Raw genomic sequence first — 16,703 nt, forward strand, 5'->3', positions numbered from 1 at the left:
TGTGAGGATTGCTATACATACACCATAGTCGCTACCCTGTATGTAAAAACCAACCCAATAAATTCAGCCATGACCTACGAACAACAACTGCAACAACTCGAAACCCTTATCAAACAACTGGAAAACGGCGACCTCAGCCTCGACCAGACACTTGCCGCCTACGAACAGGGCGTTGCCCTCATCCGCGCCTGCCAGCAACAGCTAGAGCAGGCCGAACAGCGCATCCAGCTCCTCGCCCACGACGCCAACGGCGAAGAAACCCTCGTGCCCTTTGCCGACCCAGGCGACGGCCAGCCATGATTCTCGAAGACGGCAAACCGCTGCGCCGTCCGCTGCCGTGGCGCATCAGCGACTACCTCTGGGGCATCTTCCCTGCGCTCGCCTCGCTCTTTGCCGCCGTTGCCTTGTGGCAGTACGGCCACGCGCACCTCGGCGCGATGCTCATCCCCGCCCCCGACGTGGTCTTTGCCCGTGCTGTGAATATCCTGGCTAATGCCAGCGAGCGACAAAACGTAATCCTCACCTTGTACCGCGCCAGCATCGGCATCAGCCTCGCGCTGACGATAGGCATTAGCGCCGGACTCATCGCCGGCAGCAGTCGCACCCTCTCGCTACTTACCCGCCCCATCATTACCGTCCTCCTCGGCACGCCGCCGATCATCTGGGTGGTACTCGCCATCTTCTGGTACAACATGGGCAGCACCAGCGTCATCTTCACCGTCACCATCACCACCCTGCCGCTGGTCTTTGCCGCCGCACAAATGAGCGTCATGACCCTGCCGACGCCACTTTCCGAAATGCTCTCCAGCTACCGTGTACCGCTCGCCCGCCGCCTCAAAGCCTTCTACCTGCCGCACATCCTGCGCCAACTCCTGCCCGCGCTCATCGTTGCCGTCGGCACGGGGTTGAAAATCACCGTCATGGCCGAACTGCTCGGTAGCAACGACGGCATCGGCAGCGCCATCGGCAGCGCGCGCGCCATGCTCGACACCGTGGACGTGATGGCCTACGTCGTCCTCATCGTCACCATCATCATGAGCATCGAATACGGCCTGCTCGAACCGCTGCGCCGCCTGTTTGACGTCACCCGCAGACAATGACACGACCCATGCTCCATATCGAAAACCTGCGCATCGACCTCGGCGGCCAAACCATCCTCGAAAACATCAACCTCGACCTCGCCGCCGGACACAGCCTCGCCCTCTCCGGTGCCTCCGGCAGCGGCAAAACCACGCTCCTGCGCGCCATCGCCGGACTCGCCGAACCGCAGGAAGGGCGCATCGTCTGCCAGGCCAAACGCCTCGCCTACCTCTACCAAGAACCGCGCCTCCTGCCGTGGCTGCGCGCCGACGAAAACATCCGCCTGGTCGCGCCCGATGCCAGCGACGAACGCATCCGCCAACTGCTCGCCGACCTCTGGCTGGACAGCAAAGACGCGCGCAAATACCCGCACGAACTCTCCGGCGGCATGCAACAACGCATCGCCCTCGCCCGCGCGCTCATCACCGAACCCGACCTGCTCCTGATGGACGAACCCTTCTCCGCGCTGGACGCCCGCCTGCGCGACGAACTGCAACAGCGCATCATCCGCACCATTGAAAGCGGCACCAGCGTCGTCCTCGTCACCCACGACGCGCAAGAAGCGGTACGCCTCGCGCAACACATCTACTGCCTCGGCGGCAAACCGGCAGGCATCTTCGCCGAAATCCCCCTGCCGGAAGCCTTCAGCGCCCGTGACCACGCCTGGTGTGCGGCAAAAAGCGCGCATCCCGCGCTGCGCGGCATCGAAGAAGCGGCGCTTTCGGACTGATGAACCTGTATTTCGACCCCGCCCAGGCTGCCGGTTACAAAAGCCGCGCGCAAATCGTGCGTGTTCTCTCCGAGCACTGGCTGAAAGCGAACGTCCCCTGCATCAATTGCGGCAGTACGTTACAAAAAACGGAAAATAACAGCCGCGTCAAAGACTTTATCTGCCCGGATTGCCAGGAAAACTACGAATTAAAAAGTAAAGAAAGCTTGTCCATTGGCAAAGGAATGCCCGATGGTGCCTATAACACCATGCTGGCGCGCGTTCAGGCAGAAGATAACCCCAATTTCTTCTTACTCGCCTATCAGCGCAGCGATTACCGCGTGCAACAACTGGTCCTCGTCCCCAAGCATTTCGTTACCGTGAGCATGATTGCTCCGCGTCGCAATGCACTGAAAGGACGAGATAATTACTTAATGTGCGATCTGGATATCCGCGAGTTGCCAGAAAGCGGCAAAATTCCCCTCGTCACCGCGGGCAAAGCGATTGATCCCGCCCACATACAAAAACAATGGCAGACGCATCTCTTTCTGCGGCAACAAAAAGCGGAAAAGAAAGGCTGGCTGCTCGCAATCCTGCATTGCCTGGATCAATTGCCTGCGCAATTTACCTTGGCGCAGCTCTATGCCTTTAGCGACAAACTGCAAAAACAATTCCCCGACAATCACCATATTCAGGCGAAAATCCGCCAGCAATTACAAATCCTGCGCGACCAAAACCTCATCGAATTTAGCGCGCGCGGGCAATACCGAAAAATGGCCTGAATACCCATTCGCTAAAAACTGAAACACAACCATGACCCCCGCCGACATCCTCACCCCCCGTAACACCGAACATCCCTTCCGCCTCTTTTTCCCGCTCGCCTGTCTCGGTGCGTGGGTGGCGCTCCTGCCGTGGCTGGCGCTTCTGCTCGCGCCGCAGTACGCCGGGCATTTCCCGCTGCACTGGCACGCCTTTGCCTTTCTCAACCTCTGTGCAGGCGCGGGTTTTGTCGGCTTTCTCATGACCGCGCTGCCCGCGTGGACGGATGATCCCGCGCCGCGCAGCATCCACAGTTATCTGCTGCTTGCGCTGTGGGCGACGATGCTCTTTGCCATGCCCTGGCCGCGTCTGGCGCTCTTTGCCTGTGACGCCTTCTGGCTCTACCTCAGCGCCTACACCGCCTGGCGCGTCATCCACAACCGCCGCCGCAATCTGGTGAGCTTCGTCATCACCATGAGTATCCTGAGCGCGCTCAGCCTGTGCTACAGCCAGAACGCCAGCGGCGCGACGCTGCACCAGATGGTCGATACCATGCTGATTGCCGTCGCGCTGGTGAATTTCCGCGTCGGCCGCGTGCTGGGCAACGAAGCGCTGAAAGACGGCGGCCATGATGCGCTGCGCTTCATCCCCAACCCCTACGCGAAAAATATCAGCGCGCTCATTCTCGGCCTGTATATCGCGGTCGGCGCGCTGGGGGCTGCGGACAATATTCAGGGCTGGCTGGCGCTCGCGGTCGCCGCCGCTTTCGCCGCCCGCCTGCAAGACTGGCACAGCCTGCTGCTCCTGCGTGCGCATTATGTGCGCGCCAACTACAGCGTCAGCCTAGTGCTGGCGCTGGGCTACGCCGCGACCGGCATCGGCCAGCTCTTTGCTCCGGCGCTCTACAGTCCGGCGCGGCATTTGCTCGCCATTGCGGCGATGCTGGCGATGGTGCTGACCATCATGAGTATCGCCGGTATCCGCCACAGCGGCCTGAAACTGCATTTTTACCGCGATACCCGCCTGGCGCTCGCGCTCCTGCTCTGCGCTGGTCTTTCGCGCAGCCTCGGCGCGCTGTATGCGCCCAGCCTCACCACTATTTATGCCATCCCTGCTGCCTGCATTGCGGGCGCTTTCACCCTCTACGCCCTGCGTTATATCGGCATTTTCCGCCGCACCGAGCCGCATTGAGCGGTGTTAGGGGCTGTTGACAATTAGAAGAACGGCCCCTCTCTCGCTACGCGAGCAATGCTTGTCCCTCTGGGAGAGGGGGGGAGGGCAGCAATAGATTGAAAAACCGGGATTTTGATTCATCAACAACATCGCCCACCCCCTCCCCGACCCTCCCCCGCTGCGGGCTTCGCCCTGCGGGGGAGGGGGATGTCTCGATTGTCAACAGCCCCTAGCGTTTCCAGAAGCGCAGGCGCTTGATGCGGCGGATGAAGGAAAGCAGTTCGGCGCGCTCTTGTTGTGCCTGATGGTTTGCCTGTTCCATCTGCGCGGTCCATGCGAGTAACCGTTCTTGCGCGTCTCTGGCCGCTGCGCGCGCCTGGGCTGTGGCTTCGCGTTCCTGGCTGAGTTCGTGGGTGAGGTGACGCAGTTGTTCTTGCAGGGCGTCTTGTTTGCGCAGGTTTTCGTGTAGCAGATGGCGCATTTCGCCCCGCGTGTCTTCAAGATGGGTGTGCAGTCTGGCGACGTGTTCGTGGATGTTGCGCATGTGCAGCCCGCTCTGTAACGCCAATCCCAACAGCTGCGGCGCCTGTTGCAGGCTCTCGCGCATGGCGGTATCGCGCAGGCGGCGGTCGTAGAGCCAGTGGTCGTTGGCCAGATCGTGCATGGAGTTGCCCCAGTCTCCGCCGACGCCGCGGCGGTGGTGCCAGTAGGCGAGGGCCTCACCTTCGATGAGGCCGAAGGGTTTTTGCAGGGTCAGGCGCAGGTGCAAGTCCCAGTCTTCAACGACGGGCAGTTGGGCGTTGTACCCGCCGACGGCACGGATGTCCGCGCGGCGGTAAAGGCAGCCGATGGGTACGGCTTTGTTGACGACCAGCAATTCAAGCAGCGACAGGTCGTGGATTTCCGGCGAGATGGGCTCACGACCGCATTCGCGCCAGCCGCCGTGTCCGTCGGCTTCTTCATGCAAGATTTCGGTGCGCACCGCGACGGCAGCCGCTTCGGGATGCGCCTCCAGCCAGGCGGTGGTGCGTGCGAGGAAGGCGGGATGCCAGGTGTCATCGTCGTCGTGCAGGGCGAAGTATTCGCCATCGCTCGCGTCCAGACCTTTTTGCGCGCTGCCGCTACGGCCGAGGTTTTGCGACAGGTGCAGTACGGCGATTTTCTCTTGCAAGGCGGGTGGTTGAGCGGCAAGGAGGGCGTCCACTCCGGCGGCGTCGCCGCCATCGTTGATCACGAGCGCCTGCCAGTCGGTGAAGGTTTGCGCGGCAATGTCGGCGAGCGCGCGGGCGAGAAACGGCAGACGGTCTTTACTGCGGATGATGATGGCGACTTTTGCCATGTAACTTCTTTATTGGTCGTTGAAAAACGCCATCATAGCGGAATTTGCGGCGGAAACGCGGCGCTTCTTTGCTACCATAGCCGCCCTGTCTGGAGGAGCCTGTGTTACGTCGATTGTTTTACTGGGGATTGTTGCTGTTGTCGCTGGCGCTGCTTGTGCCGGCGGGTTGCTATTTCTGGATTTCCTGGAGCAGCCGCGCGTATTTGTATGACAGCGTGCAAGAGATTCCGGCGCGGCAGGTCGCGCTGGTACTTGGCACGGCGAAATACACCACCGACGGCCGCGTCAATCTCTACTATCGCGCCCGCATTGACGCGGCTGCGGCACTCTATCGCGGCGGCAAGGCGCAGTTTTTCATCGTCAGCGGCGACAACCGCAGCCTTTCCTATAACGAACCGGCGCAAATGCGCGCCGATTTGATTGCCGCCGGGATTCCCGCCGACCACATTCAGCCGGACTACGCCGGACTGCGCACGCTGGATAGCGTCCTGCGCGCCGACAAAGTATTCCGTTTGCAGGATTACATCATTGTCAGCCAGGCTTTTCATAATGCGCGCGCGGTATTCCTCGCCCGCCACCACGGGCAGGCGGTGGTGGCGCTCAATGCCGCTGATCCCATGTTGTTCAAATACCGCCTGAAAACGCAGGTGCGCGAGGTTGGCGCACGGCTGCGCGCGGTGTGGGACGTGTTGTCGGGCAAAGAAGCGCGGCATTACGGTGAGCCGATACCGTTTCCGCCGGAATCTTGAATCCCCCCGCTGCGCCCCCAATTCGTCAAACATCTCCACACTACAGGAACCATCATGTTTGACGCTCACTCTACCACCATCCTCTCCGTGCGCCGCGGGCGGCACGTCGCCATCGCCGGTGACGGCCAAGTCTCGCTCGGCAACACCATCATGAAAGGCAACGCGCGCAAAATCCGCCGCTTGTACAAGAACCGCATCCTCGCCGGCTTTGCCGGCGGCACCGCTGACGCCTTCACCCTGTTCGAGCGCTTCGAAGGCAAGCTGGAAGAGCAGGACGGACAACTGCTGCGCGCGGCCGTCGAACTCGCCAAAGACTGGCGCACCGACCGCATGCTGCGCCGCCTGGAAGCGATGCTGATTGTCGCCGACGAGACCAGTACGCTGATACTCTCCGGCAACGGCGACGTCGTCGAGCCGGAAGACAGCATCGCCGCCATCGGCTCCGGCGGCATGTATGCACTATCTGCTGCGCGCGCCCTCTATCACAACACCGAAATGGACGCGCTTACCATCGCCCGCAAAAGCCTGGAAATCGCCAGCGACATCTGCGTCTATACCAACCACAACATCATTACCGACGAACTGAAGGGCTAAATCCCCCGCCCAAATCTGGCGAGACCGGCGGCAGCCCCTCTCTCTGTGGGAGAGGGGTTGGGGTGAGGGCAGCAAACGTGAAAATCAAAAATTCGTAAACCATATTGCCCTCCTTCTTCCCAACACTTCCCTCGCTACCCACTACAAAAGGACACTCACATGGAAAACAAAACCGAATACCGCGACCTCAACATGACCCCACGCGAAATCGTGGAAGAACTCGACCGTCACATCATCGGCCAGAAAGCGGCGAAACGTGCCGTTGCCAACGCCCTGCGCAGCCGCTGGCGTCGTCGGCAAATCGCTGAGCCGATGCGCAGCGAAATCACGCCGAAAAACATCCTGATGATTGGCCCGACCGGCGTCGGCAAAACCGAAATCGCCCGCCGCCTGGCAAAACTCGCCGAAGCGCCATTCGTCAAAGTCGAGGCGACCAAATTCACCGAAGTCGGCTACGTTGGCCGCGACGTGGACAGCATCATCCGCGACCTGGTCGAAACCAGCCTCAAACTCGAACGCGAACGCGCGCGCAAACAAGTACAAACCAAAGCGCGCGAAGCGGCGCTGGAGCGCGTATTGGACGCCCTCGTGCCACTCGCCAAAGGTGCAACAAGCTGGCATGACGGAGCGAACGTTCCGGAAGACAACCCAGCGCGCAAAACCTACCGCGAACGCATCCTGCGCGAAGAACTGAACGACAAAATCATCGAAATCGAAGTGCGCGACACCCCGACCTCGGCACACGTGGAAATCATGGCGCCGCCGGGCATGGAAGACATGAGCAGCCAGCTCTCCGAACTCTTCCAGAACCTCGGCAAACAGCGCACCAGCAAGCAGAAAATCAAAATCGCCGACGCGCTGGTGCAGCTTGCCGAAGAAGAAGCGGACAAACTCGTCTCCGAAGCCGACATCAAACAGCAGGCGATAGCGAATGCCGAACAGAACGGCATCGTCTTCATTGACGAAATCGACAAAGTGGCGAAACGCAGCGACGTCGGCGGCGCGGACGTCTCGCGCGAAGGCGTGCAGCGCGACCTCTTGCCGCTGGTAGAAGGCTCCACCGTCTCCACCAAATACGGCATGATCAAAACCGACCACATTCTGTTCATTGCCTCCGGCGCGTTTCATCTCGCCAAACCGTCCGACCTCATCCCCGAGCTGCAAGGGCGGATGCCGGTGCGCGTTGAGCTGGACGCGCTCAACGTGGACGACTTCCGCCGCATCCTCACCGAGCCCGACCACAGCCTGATCAAACAATACACCGCGCTGCTCGCCACCGAATCGCTGCACCTCGAATTCACCGACGACGGCATCGAAAAAATCGCGGAAATCGCCTACCACGTCAACAAAACTACAGAAAACATCGGCGCGCGCCGCCTGCACACCCTGATGGAGCGCCTCACCGAAAGCCTGTCGTTTGAAGCGGCTGACCGCCCGGATGGCGACCACATCCGCATTGACGCCGCCTACGTAGAAAACGCCCTCGGCGAACTGTCGCAAAACGAAGACTTGAGCCGCTTCGTGCTTTGACATTCACCCACAAAAATCCCGCCACACGGCGGGATTTTTATAGCGATACACCGAAAGCCTCCGATAATTGGGTTACACGCTTCGCACTCACCCAACTATGATCTGTATCGGCTCGGACACGGTGCAGCACTACAAACCGCATTCCGAAGGTATCCGGCTCACCCTTGCAGCGCCGGATTTTGTCGTGGAAGACGTCGCCGCCTTGCAGCGTTTGCTGTTGGCTTGACCCCCATTAAAATACCCGCCCCTTCTTATCCACATCAGGAAAAATCATGACCCGTAACTCCCTCGCCCTGCTCCTCGCGCTCGCTATGGGCAGCGCTTATGCCGCAGCCGACTATTTCACCGACAGCGTCCCTGCCAAGGCAGATGGCGTACCGCTGGCTTATGTCGGCAAGGACTCTACCGCCGCGACCGCCTTGACGCTTACCGCCAAGCCCGACGGCGGCGACGCCATCGGCTATCTCCCCAAAGACAGCCGCGTTCATGTTCTCCTGGCCGACGACCACGGCAACCACCTCGTGCGCACCGACTACGGCATCACCGGCTGGGCGCAAAAAGGCGAGAATCTTGAGGCGGGCAACGAAGTCTTCCCGCCGCTGGAAACCGTCAAAGAGCGCTTTAACGACTTCGACCTCGCCACCATTCACTACAACCCGCAGCTCGGCAAGAAGCAGGACAGCAACTACTATTTCGACGAGAACAACAAACCCGTCGCGGGCAAAGCCCCGGCGGATGCGGGCGACGACGTTTTCGACCGCCACCTGCTGCTGGAAACCGCGCTCAAGCCGGGCGGCGCACCCTACAACCTTGCCTATGTTGACGTCGCCGTGAACGATCTCAGTTACATCGCCCTCAGCGCGAAAGGCGACGGCCTGCCGGCCTATGAGGACGAGCAAGCCCTGCCCGCCGACATCACCATTCCCGGCAACGGCTACATCTACAGCGAAAGCGGCAATGCCAGCGCCTACTACTTCCCGGTGCGCGAGAAATGGATTATCAAGGGCAAAGAGATGCAGGCCGCCGCCCAGCCTTTCTACTACCTGGGGCTTGCCAGCACTTACCACGGTCAGTGGCATGAAGAGGACGACAAGCCCGCCGAAAACCGGGCTGTTCCCGCGCAACTGCTGGACCGCATGGGGGACAGCAAAGTCGTGGCAGAAATCGCGCCGGGGAGCAAAATCACCTTGCTGCTCGCCAAACAAGACCTCTGCGGCTACGACAATGCCCCTGCCGACTGCAACGATGCCGCCTGGCTGCTCATCCAAACTGCCGATGGCAAAACTGGCTGGCTTAAGGTGGATTACCGCCAGAATGACGTCCCGAACCTTGATAAGATCCACGGCTTCGCGGGCTGATTCTTCAACAGGAGCGGTTCTGCTGAAGCGAGTGAGACCCACAAAAAAAGCCGGGCAATGCCCGGCTTTTTTATGCGCAAGATGCAGATTTATCCGCGCAGCGCGGCGAGGATGGCATCGACAGTTGCTTTGGCGTCGCCGAAGCACATCACGCTGTTTTCGTTGAAGAACAGCGGGTTTTGTACGCCCGCGTAGCCGGTGTTCATTGAGCGTTTGAAGACGACGACGTTCGCCGCTTTCCACACTTCCAGTACCGGCATGCCCGCAATCGGCGAGTTCGGGTCGGTTTGTGCGGCGGGGTTTACGGTGTCGTTCGCGCCGATGACCAGCACGACGTCGGTGTCCGGGAAGTCTTCGTTGATTTCGTCCATTTCCAGCACGATGTCGTAGGGCACTTTCGCCTCGGCGAGCAGGACGTTCATGTGGCCGGGCAGGCGACCGGCGACGGGGTGGATGCCAAAGCGCACGTTCACGCCCTGTTTGCGCAGGAGTTCGGTGATTTCTGCCACCGGGTATTGGGCTTGCGCGACGGCCATGCCGTAGCCGGGGGTGATGATGACGCTGTGCGCGTTTTTCAGCATGTCGGCGACGTCGGCGGGCTGTACTTCGCGGTATTCGCCCACTTCTTCGCTGCCGGATGCCGCGCTGCCGTCGGTGCCGAAGCCGCCGGCGATGACGGAGATGAAGGAGCGGTTCATCGCCTTGCACATGATGTAGGAGAGGATGGCACCGCTGGAGCCGACCAGTGCGCCGGTGACGATGAGCAGGTCGTTGGAGAGCATGAAGCCCGCCGCTGCGGCTGCCCAGCCGGAGTAGGAGTTGAGCATGGAGACGACTACCGGCATGTCCGCGCCGCCGATGGAGGCGACGAGGTGCCAGCCGAAGGCGAGCGCAATCAGCGTCATGATGGTGAGCGCGGTGATGGCTATGCCGCTGTTTGCGCCGTGGCTGATGACGGCGGCGGCTTCGGGTTTGCCGTTTACCATGCGGTAGAGGGTTTCGGTGACTTCTTGCGCGTGGCTGTTTTGCAGGAAGACGATGAGCAGGACGAGCGAGGCGGCGAGCGCGGCGAGGTTCAGCGTGTGTTTGTGCGGCAGTTGCAGCGGTTTACTGCTGATTTTGCCGTTCAACTTGCCGAAGGCGACGAGCGAGCCGGTGAAGGTCACGGCGCCGATGAAGATGCCGATGAAGACTTCAACGAGGTGGATGGTGTGCATTTCGGGGGCGACGTCGCCGGGGGCGGCGTAGCTGCTGATACCGACCAGGACGGCGGCGAGGCCGACGAAGCTGTGCAGGAGCGCGATCAGCTCCGGCATTTGTGTCATTTCGACTTTGCGCGCTTTGTGGACGCCGATGGCGGCACCAATCACCATCGCCAGCAGGATGTAACCGAGTCCTGCGCTGTCGCCGTAGAGGGTGGCGACGAGTGCGATTGCCATGCCGATGATGCCGTATAGGTTGCCGTTTTTCGCGCTTTCCTGTCGCGAGAGGCCGGCGAGCGAGAAGATGAAGAAGATGGCGGCGACGATGTAGGCCGCTGTGACGATTCCGTGGTTCATGGGGGTGCTCTCAATTGAATTACAAAGGGAAACGGGTTTGCGTGATGCCGGGGCATGTGCGCTGTGGTTGCACATTGTACCGGAGTGCGGGGTCAATCCAGTAAGGATGTGCTTGTTGTCCGGTTTCATCGGGGCCGGGATGGCCGTGGCGGATGTGTCGGGCGAGGGCGTGTTGACAATTCAGCGAACTAGCCCCTCTCCCTGTGGGACAAGCATTGCTCGTCCGTAGGACGAGAGAGGGGGTGGGGTGAGGGCAGCAAACGATTGAAAAATCGAAATTTCATCTCGTAAGCGGCATTGTCCACCCCCTCCCCATCCCTCCCCCGTTGCGGGCTTCGCCCTGCGGGGGAGGGGGATATCTCAATTGTCAACACGCCCTAGCAGCCCCGCATCAGAAGGTAATCATTTTCCGCAAGGTGTTTTCGTTGCGCGTGGTCAGGCGGATGCCGAGCTGTTTTTCCAGAAAGGCGTTGCCCAGTTTGCTGCGTGAGGCGTCCTGCGGGATGTACATGTACGCCGCCTGCGGGCAGATGCGCAGTTTTTCGTCGCCAAAGTCCTGCGCGGCCAGTCCGGCGGTGTCCGCAAGCGGCTGGTTGGCGAGCGCGAAGAACACGCGCTTGCCGTCGTAAGCCTCGCCGGTAAACGGGTTTTCCGCGAGGATTTGCTGCAATTCTGCGGGCGTTTTGACGATGACCGCCAGATCCACGTTGAGCTGCGTTTGCAGCCGCTCGTGGATGTGTGCGGCGCTATCGGCAGCGCTGGATGCGGTTTCAAAGGCGATGTTGCCGCTTTGTATCCACGTCCGCACGTTTTGCAGGCCGCTGTCGCTCAGGACGCGGCGGATGTCCGCCATTTTGACGGCGTTCTTGCCGCTCGGCATGACGCCGCGCAGGAAGGCGATGAAGGTTTGTGTATTCATGCGCTTTTACCAGGGTTGTGTAGTCGGGCCGATAGTGAATTCGCTGATGTTGGTGTCGTCCGGTTGGGCGAGGGCGAAGGCGACGACTTCGGCGACGCGCGCGGCGGGGATTTCGTAGGCGTCGTAAAGCTGGCGGTAGCCTGCCGAGGCGTTTTCGTCGGTGATGTGATTGACCAGCTCGGACTGCACGGCAGCCGGGTAGATGGTGGCGGTGCGGATGTTGCTGCCCGCTTGTGCCGATTCCATGCGCAGCGCTTCCATGATGGCTTTGACCGCCCATTTGGTGCCGCAGTACACCGCCGCACCGGGGTAGGCTTTCAGTCGGCGACGGACGAGGTGGTGATGATGTGGCCGGATTTTTGCGCGGTGAAATCGGGCAGGACGGCGGCGACGCCGTGCAAGACGCCTTTGATGTTCACGTCTATCATCGCGTTCCAGTTGGCGGTCTCCAGCGCGGCGCTGTCTTCGGGGCGGGTGACGTCGGTCACGCGGTACACGGCTTCGCCGCCGCCTGCTTTGATGTGCGCGGCGATGGCTTTGAGTTTGTCTTCACGGCGTGCGCCGAGGACGAGTTTTGCGCCTTCAGCGGCGAGTTTGAGGGCGGTCGCCTCGCCGATGCTGGAGGAAGCGCCGGTGATGATGACGACTTTGTTGGCGATGTTTTGCATGGTTATCTCCTGTGGGTTTTGGATTCAGAGGGCAGATTTACATATACATCGAGCGCTCAGGTGTATGTCAATGCCTGCGGTGCAGCCGCTTTATTCCCTGCGGTCTTCAGGACTTTTTGCGGGGTTTGCGGCCGGGGGTGATTTCCTGCACGCTCTCGGCGTCGCCGTTGGCGTCAAACCGGATGATTCTCACGAGGTTGCCCTGTTCGTCGTAATCACGCTCCTCGCCGCAGGCTTCGCCGTTGCAGTAAGTCATGTCGTGTTTCAGCGTGCCGTTTGGGTGGTAATGCCTGACGGAGCCGTGTATCTCGCCGTTTTGGTGGTGCATGACGCTTTCGATGGTGCCGTCCGGGTAGTATTGGGTGCTTTCTCCCACCACCTCGCCGTTGTGGAAATTGGTGATTATGCGGGGGGTGCCATCGGGGTGGCTTGTGACCATGGGACCGTCAAAGTCTCCGGCGGCGTTGGTGCTGTATGAGCTGCCGATGCTCCCGGGGCGGGTGTCGGCGCAGATTTCGCCGCCTTCCGCGCGCGGGGTACAGTGGTGGGTCGGCGGTGGCGGTGTACAGCGGAAATCAGGACAGAGGTATTCGCTGCCCGATTCGTAATAGACCTGTGGCGATGGTTGCTGGTACGAAGCATAGGCTTCTGCTGGCGAGCTATAAATGACGCCGCCTGCGCCCAAAAAGCCGCATTGTCCCGACCCTTCTGCGGGATTGCAGGCAATGGCGACGGGGCTGGCAAGGGCAAGCAGCAGTGTCAGGATTGTGGTTTGTTTGGTCATGGGGTTTCCTTTTTCAAAATTGTCGGTGATTGTCGGGCATTTATGCCCGACCTACGTCACTATTTTCAGGATTTTTTGCGGGACTTTTTTGCCGTGCCGTGCGCTTGGCTGCCGGGGGTAATTTCTTGCACGCTCTCGGCGTCGCCGTTGGCGTCAAAGCGGATAATTCTCACGAGGTTGCCCTGTTCGTCGTAATCACGCTCTTCGCCGCAGGCTTCGCCGTTGCAGTAGGTCATGTCTCTTCTCAGCTTGCCGTTTGGGTGGTAGTCCTGAACGGCGCCGTTCAGTTCGTCGTTTTGGTAATACATGACGGTTTCGATGGTGCCGTCCGGGTAGAAAAAGCTGCTTTTGCCTTCCTTTTTGCCGTCGCGGTAGGTGGCGATAGTTTTGGGGGTGCCGTCGGGGTAGCTGCTGACCATGGGACCGTCAAAGTCTCCGGCGGCGTTGGTGCTGTATGAATTGCCTGCGAGCCCGGGGCGGGTGTCGGCGCAGAGTTCGCCGCCTTCCTCGCGGGCGGTGCAATGGTGGGTCGGCGGTGGCGGTGGCGGGATGTACATTGGTTCGGGTTCAACGTAAGTGTTGTAGGGCTGTTGGTACGAAGCATAGGCTTCTGCTGTCGAGTTATAGATGACGCCGCCCGCACCCAAAAAGCCACATTGCCCCGTTCCTTGTGCGGGGTCGCAGACTTGTGCGCTGGATGTGGTGGACAGGATGAGTAGCAGTGTCAGGATTGTGGTTTGTTTGGTCATGGGGTTTCCTTTTTCAAAATTGTCGGTGATTGTCGGGCATTTATGCCCGACCTACGCTACTCAGGATTTGCGCCGGGACTTTTTTGCCGTGCCGTGCGCTTGGCTGCCGGGGGTAATTTCTTGCACGCTCTCGACATCGCCGTTGGCATCAAAGCGGGTGATTTTGACGATGTTCCCCTGTTTGTCGTAATCACGCTGCTCCTCGGCGTCGCCGTTGGCGCCCCAGCGGATAATTTTGACGATGTTCCCCTGTTCGTCGTAGTTGTGCTGTTCGCCGCAGGTTTCGCCGTTGCACCAGGTGATGTCGTATTCCAGTGTGCCGTTCTCGCGGTAGTGCTTGACGGTACCGTGTATTTCGCCGTTTTGGTGGGGCATGACGCTTTTGATGGTGCCGTTCGGGTAGTAGTCGGTGCTTTCCCCCATCTCGCCGTTGTGGTAGTTGGTAATGCTTTTGAGGGTGCCGTCGGGATAGGTTTCAGCCATGGGACCGTCAAAGTCTCCGGCGGCGTTGGTGCTGAATGAACTGCCGATGTGTCCGGGGCGGGTGTCGGCGCAGAGTTTGCCGCCTTCCTCGCGGGCGGTGCAGAAGTGGGTCGGCGGTGGCGGTGGCGGCCTGTACACCGGCGCGGGCTCAATGTAGGTGTTGTTGTAGTAAAGCCGCTGGTATGACTCGTCTGCATCTATGCGCGAGTTATAGATGCCGTCTGCGCCGAGATAGCCGCATTGTCCCGACCCTTCTGCGGGATTGCAGGCAATGGCGACGGGGCTGGCGAGGGCAAGCACGAGTGTCAGGATTGTGGTTTGTTTGGTCATGGGGTTTCCTTGTGTTTTTGAGGTTAGGGATTGGTTTACGGGATAGCCATAAAACAGGATGGTGCGCCGGGGCGCAGCCCGTGTTGTAGGGTGGGGCTTGCCCCACCGTTGAGAACCAAACCGTTTTGTGGTGGTGGGTCAAGACCCACCCTACGAAAGCAGGAGTGTCAGGATTGTGGTTTGTTTGGTCATGGGGTTTCCTTGTGTTGGGGTGGATTTACATACACCTGAGCGCTCCATGTGTATGTAAATGGAAAAGGCGGGGCAAGCCCCGCCTGGTGAATGGCTGTTTTAGCCTTTTCTGAACATATTGAGCATCCGCCGCGTGACGTAGAAGCCGCCAAAGATGTTGATGCTGGCAATCAGCACGGCGACGAAGGCAAGCGCGGAGACGAAGCCGTTGCCGTGGCCGATTTGCAGCAGCGCGCCGACGACGATGATGCCGGAGATGGCGTTGGTGACTGACATCAGCGGGGTGTGCAGCGAGTGGCTGACGTTCCAGACGACGTAGTAGCCAATCACGCACGCCAGCACGAAGACGATGAAGTGGTTGAGGAAGGCGGCAGGGGCAACCGCGCCAACCCAGAGGATGAGCACCGCGCCGATGACGGCAGGCGCGAGGCGTTTCCACAGCGGCGCGGGTTTGGCTTCTTCTTTGACCACTTCGGCGGGTTTTGCCTGCTGCGGCGCGGCGGAAACCTGTATCGGCGGCGGCGGGAAGGTGATGTCGCCGTCGCGGGTGACGGTCATGTTGCGGATGATGACGTCGTCGAAGTCCAGCGTGATTTCGCCGTCCTTGTTCGGTGAAAGCAGTTTGGCAAGGTTGACGAGGTTGGTCGCGTAAAGCTGCGAGGACTGCCCGGCGAGGCGGTTGGCCATGTCGGTGTAGCCGATGACTTTGACGCCGTTGTCAGTGACAAACAGCTCGCCCGGCTTGGTAACTTCGCAGTTGCCGCCGGTTGCCGCCGCCAAATCGACGATGACCGAACCCGGCTTCATGCTGGCGACCATTTCGGCGGTAATCAGCTTCGGCGCCGGTTTGCCCGGAATGGCGGCAGTGGTGATGATGATGTCCACTTCACGCGCCTGCTCGGCAAAGAGTTTCATCTCGGCGGCGATGAATTCTTCGCTCATCACTTTGGCGTAGCCGTCGCCGCTGCCGCCCGCTTCCTGCGGGAAATCGAGTTTGAGGAATTTGCCGCCCATCGATTCGATTTGTTCGGCGACTTCGAGGCGGGTGTCAAACGCCTTGACGACGGCACCGAGCGCGTTGGCGGTGCCAATTGCGGCCAGTCCGGCGACACCGGCGCCAATGATGAGGACTTGCGCCGGCGGGACTTTGCCAGCGGCGGTAATTTGCCCGGTGAAGAAGCGGCCAAAGGCGTTCGCCGCTTCAATGACGGCGCGGTAGCCGCTGATGTTCGCCATCGAAGACAAGGCGTCCAGCGCCTGCGCGCGCGAGATACGCGGCACCATGTCCATCGCCAGCACGTTTACTTTTTTCGCGGCAAGTTCTTTGACCAGCTCCGGATTTTGCGCTGGCCAGAGGAAGCTGACCAAGGTTTGTCCGGCGGTGAGGCGGGCGATTTCGGCAGCGTTCGGCGCGTTTACCTTGTAAATCAGCGGGCATTGCCAGACGGTGGCGCTGTCGGCGAGTGTTGCGCCTGCGGCCTCATAAGCCGCATCGGCAAGGCTCGCGCCCTGCCCGGCGCCGCGCTCAACCACCACGGCAAAGCCGAGTTTTTGCAGTTGGGCAACGGTGGTGGGGGTGCAGGCAACGCGGGTTTCGCCAGCGAGGGATTCTTTGGGGATGCCTATGTTCATCGTCTTGTCCTTCTGTATGGGTAACGGGGAAGCCCCGGCGGGCGGGGCGGGAAGGCAGTTATGATACAGGAAAGGCGCTGGCGGCGGGCGGTGACG

At 60.4% G+C, this 16,703-nt stretch carries 17 protein-coding genes and 1 pseudogene; 10 read left to right on the forward strand and 8 right to left on the reverse strand.

The features are described 5' to 3' along the window. Window positions 1-69: 69 nt before the first annotated feature. From EL199_RS05455 to EL199_RS05475, 5 genes are read left to right on the forward strand one after another with little or no spacing between them, the layout of a single operon-like run. Window positions 70-300 (forward strand): exodeoxyribonuclease VII small subunit, encoded by a 231-nt coding sequence (locus tag EL199_RS05455; RefSeq protein ID WP_004139515.1) that lies wholly within the window; start codon window positions 70-72, stop codon window positions 298-300. Continuing rightward, window positions 297-1,100, forward strand: a complete 804-nt coding sequence (locus EL199_RS05460) for an ABC transporter permease (RefSeq protein ID WP_004139518.1) — start codon at window positions 297-299, stop codon at window positions 1,098-1,100. The genes EL199_RS05455 and EL199_RS05460 overlap by 4 nt, the downstream gene beginning before the upstream one ends. 8 nt (window positions 1,101-1,108) lie before the next feature. After that, a complete protein-coding gene (locus EL199_RS05465) occupies window positions 1,109-1,810 on the forward strand; it encodes an ABC transporter ATP-binding protein (protein WP_004139520.1) in 702 nt (233 codons plus the stop codon). Continuing rightward, window positions 1,810-2,571, forward strand: a complete 762-nt coding sequence (locus tag EL199_RS05470) for a DpnI domain-containing protein (protein WP_004139523.1) — start codon at window positions 1,810-1,812, stop codon at window positions 2,569-2,571. The genes EL199_RS05465 and EL199_RS05470 overlap by 1 nt, the downstream gene beginning before the upstream one ends. 31 nt (window positions 2,572-2,602) lie before the next feature. After that, on the forward strand, window positions 2,603-3,739 hold the full coding sequence (locus EL199_RS05475) for an NnrS family protein (RefSeq protein ID WP_004139524.1): 1,137 nt from the start codon (window positions 2,603-2,605) through the stop codon (window positions 3,737-3,739). A 211-nt stretch (window positions 3,740-3,950) separates the two neighbouring features. Here EL199_RS05475 and EL199_RS05480 read toward each other — a convergent pair whose 3' ends face one another. Next, on the reverse strand, window positions 3,951-5,060 hold the full coding sequence (locus tag EL199_RS05480; protein ID WP_004139527.1) for a glycosyltransferase family 2 protein: 1,110 nt from the start codon (window positions 5,058-5,060) through the stop codon (window positions 3,951-3,953). A gap of 101 nt (window positions 5,061-5,161) precedes the next feature. On the opposite strand from EL199_RS05480, the gene EL199_RS05485 reads away from it, so the two are divergent. The 5 genes from EL199_RS05485 to EL199_RS05505 all read left to right on the forward strand — a co-directional run bounded on the left by EL199_RS05485 (window position 5,162) and on the right by EL199_RS05505 (window position 9,291). Next, a complete protein-coding gene (locus EL199_RS05485) occupies window positions 5,162-5,809 on the forward strand; it encodes a SanA/YdcF family protein (protein ID WP_040354496.1) in 648 nt (215 codons plus the stop codon). Window positions 5,810-5,863: 54 nt separating this feature from the next. Further along, window positions 5,864-6,403, forward strand: coding sequence for an ATP-dependent protease subunit HslV (gene hslV / locus EL199_RS05490; protein WP_004139531.1), 540 nt, complete (start codon window positions 5,864-5,866; stop codon window positions 6,401-6,403). Window positions 6,404-6,562: 159 nt separating this feature from the next. After that, window positions 6,563-7,933 (forward strand): ATP-dependent protease ATPase subunit HslU, encoded by a 1,371-nt coding sequence (gene hslU / locus EL199_RS05495; protein WP_004139533.1) that lies wholly within the window; start codon window positions 6,563-6,565, stop codon window positions 7,931-7,933. A 97-nt stretch (window positions 7,934-8,030) separates the two neighbouring features. Then, on the forward strand, window positions 8,031-8,159 hold the full coding sequence (locus tag EL199_RS13510) for a hypothetical protein (protein ID WP_004139535.1): 129 nt from the start codon (window positions 8,031-8,033) through the stop codon (window positions 8,157-8,159). A gap of 46 nt (window positions 8,160-8,205) precedes the next feature. Then, on the forward strand, window positions 8,206-9,291 hold the full coding sequence (locus EL199_RS05505; RefSeq protein ID WP_004139536.1) for an SH3 domain-containing protein: 1,086 nt from the start codon (window positions 8,206-8,208) through the stop codon (window positions 9,289-9,291). Between the two features lie 89 nt (window positions 9,292-9,380). On the opposite strand, the gene EL199_RS05510 is transcribed toward EL199_RS05505, so the two are convergent. From EL199_RS05510 to EL199_RS05540, 7 genes and pseudogenes are all read right to left on the reverse strand, one after another. Beyond that, window positions 9,381-10,850, reverse strand: a complete 1,470-nt coding sequence (locus tag EL199_RS05510; protein ID WP_004139537.1) for an NAD(P)(+) transhydrogenase (Re/Si-specific) subunit beta — start codon at window positions 10,848-10,850, stop codon at window positions 9,381-9,383. A gap of 391 nt (window positions 10,851-11,241) precedes the next feature. Beyond that, entirely contained in the window at window positions 11,242-11,769 is a 528-nt protein-coding gene (locus tag EL199_RS05515) for a DUF1697 domain-containing protein (protein WP_004139538.1), read from the reverse strand. A gap of 6 nt (window positions 11,770-11,775) precedes the next feature. Further along, window positions 11,776-12,437 (reverse strand): annotated as a pseudogene (locus EL199_RS13650) (SDR family oxidoreductase). A gap of 106 nt (window positions 12,438-12,543) precedes the next feature. Continuing rightward, entirely contained in the window at window positions 12,544-13,221 is a 678-nt protein-coding gene (locus EL199_RS05525) for a toxin-antitoxin system YwqK family antitoxin (RefSeq protein ID WP_004139541.1), read from the reverse strand. 65 nt (window positions 13,222-13,286) lie between these two features. Next, entirely contained in the window at window positions 13,287-13,970 is a 684-nt protein-coding gene (locus EL199_RS05530) for a toxin-antitoxin system YwqK family antitoxin (RefSeq protein WP_004139542.1), read from the reverse strand. Between the two features lie 60 nt (window positions 13,971-14,030). Beyond that, complete coding sequence (locus EL199_RS05535; RefSeq protein ID WP_004139544.1) at window positions 14,031-14,783, reverse strand: toxin-antitoxin system YwqK family antitoxin; 753 nt, start codon at window positions 14,781-14,783, stop codon at window positions 14,031-14,033. A 291-nt stretch (window positions 14,784-15,074) separates the two neighbouring features. Further along, the gene (locus EL199_RS05540; RefSeq protein ID WP_004139546.1) at window positions 15,075-16,607 is read right to left on the reverse strand and encodes a Re/Si-specific NAD(P)(+) transhydrogenase subunit alpha; all 1,533 of its coding nucleotides are present in this window, start codon (window positions 16,605-16,607) and stop codon (window positions 15,075-15,077) included. Window positions 16,608-16,703 lie beyond the last annotated feature (96 nt).

Origin of the sequence: Cardiobacterium hominis (assembly GCF_900637305.1) — a bacterium.
GTDB classification, from domain to species: Bacteria; Pseudomonadota; Gammaproteobacteria; order Cardiobacteriales; family Cardiobacteriaceae; genus Cardiobacterium; species Cardiobacterium hominis.

Bases quoted from the DNA above. Each gene is read 5' to 3' on its own strand.
- EL199_RS05530 (WP_004139542.1), bottom strand. From the start codon at position 13,970: ATGACCAAACAAACCACAATCCTGACACTGCTACTCATCCTGTCCACC.
- EL199_RS05455 (WP_004139515.1), top strand. From the start codon at position 70: ATGACCTACGAACAACAACTGCAACAACTCGAAACCCTTATCAAACAA.
- EL199_RS05510 (WP_004139537.1), bottom strand. From the start codon at position 10,850: ATGAACCACGGAATCGTCACAGCGGCCTACATCGTCGCCGCCATCTTC.
- EL199_RS05460 (WP_004139518.1), top strand. From the start codon at position 297: ATGATTCTCGAAGACGGCAAACCGCTGCGCCGTCCGCTGCCGTGGCGC.
- EL199_RS05465 (WP_004139520.1), top strand. From the start codon at position 1,109: ATGCTCCATATCGAAAACCTGCGCATCGACCTCGGCGGCCAAACCATC.
- hslU (WP_004139533.1), top strand. From the start codon at position 6,563: ATGGAAAACAAAACCGAATACCGCGACCTCAACATGACCCCACGCGAA.
- EL199_RS05480 (WP_004139527.1), bottom strand. From the start codon at position 5,060: ATGGCAAAAGTCGCCATCATCATCCGCAGTAAAGACCGTCTGCCGTTT.
- EL199_RS05505 (WP_004139536.1), top strand. From the start codon at position 8,206: ATGACCCGTAACTCCCTCGCCCTGCTCCTCGCGCTCGCTATGGGCAGC.
- EL199_RS05515 (WP_004139538.1), bottom strand. From the start codon at position 11,769: ATGAATACACAAACCTTCATCGCCTTCCTGCGCGGCGTCATGCCGAGC.
- EL199_RS13510 (WP_004139535.1), top strand. From the start codon at position 8,031: ATGATCTGTATCGGCTCGGACACGGTGCAGCACTACAAACCGCATTCC.
- EL199_RS05525 (WP_004139541.1), bottom strand. From the start codon at position 13,221: ATGACCAAACAAACCACAATCCTGACACTGCTGCTTGCCCTTGCCAGC.
- EL199_RS05540 (WP_004139546.1), bottom strand. From the start codon at position 16,607: ATGAACATAGGCATCCCCAAAGAATCCCTCGCTGGCGAAACCCGCGTT.
- EL199_RS05535 (WP_004139544.1), bottom strand. From the start codon at position 14,783: ATGACCAAACAAACCACAATCCTGACACTCGTGCTTGCCCTCGCCAGC.
- EL199_RS05475 (WP_004139524.1), top strand. From the start codon at position 2,603: ATGACCCCCGCCGACATCCTCACCCCCCGTAACACCGAACATCCCTTC.
- EL199_RS05470 (WP_004139523.1), top strand. From the start codon at position 1,810: ATGAACCTGTATTTCGACCCCGCCCAGGCTGCCGGTTACAAAAGCCGC.
- hslV (WP_004139531.1), top strand. From the start codon at position 5,864: ATGTTTGACGCTCACTCTACCACCATCCTCTCCGTGCGCCGCGGGCGG.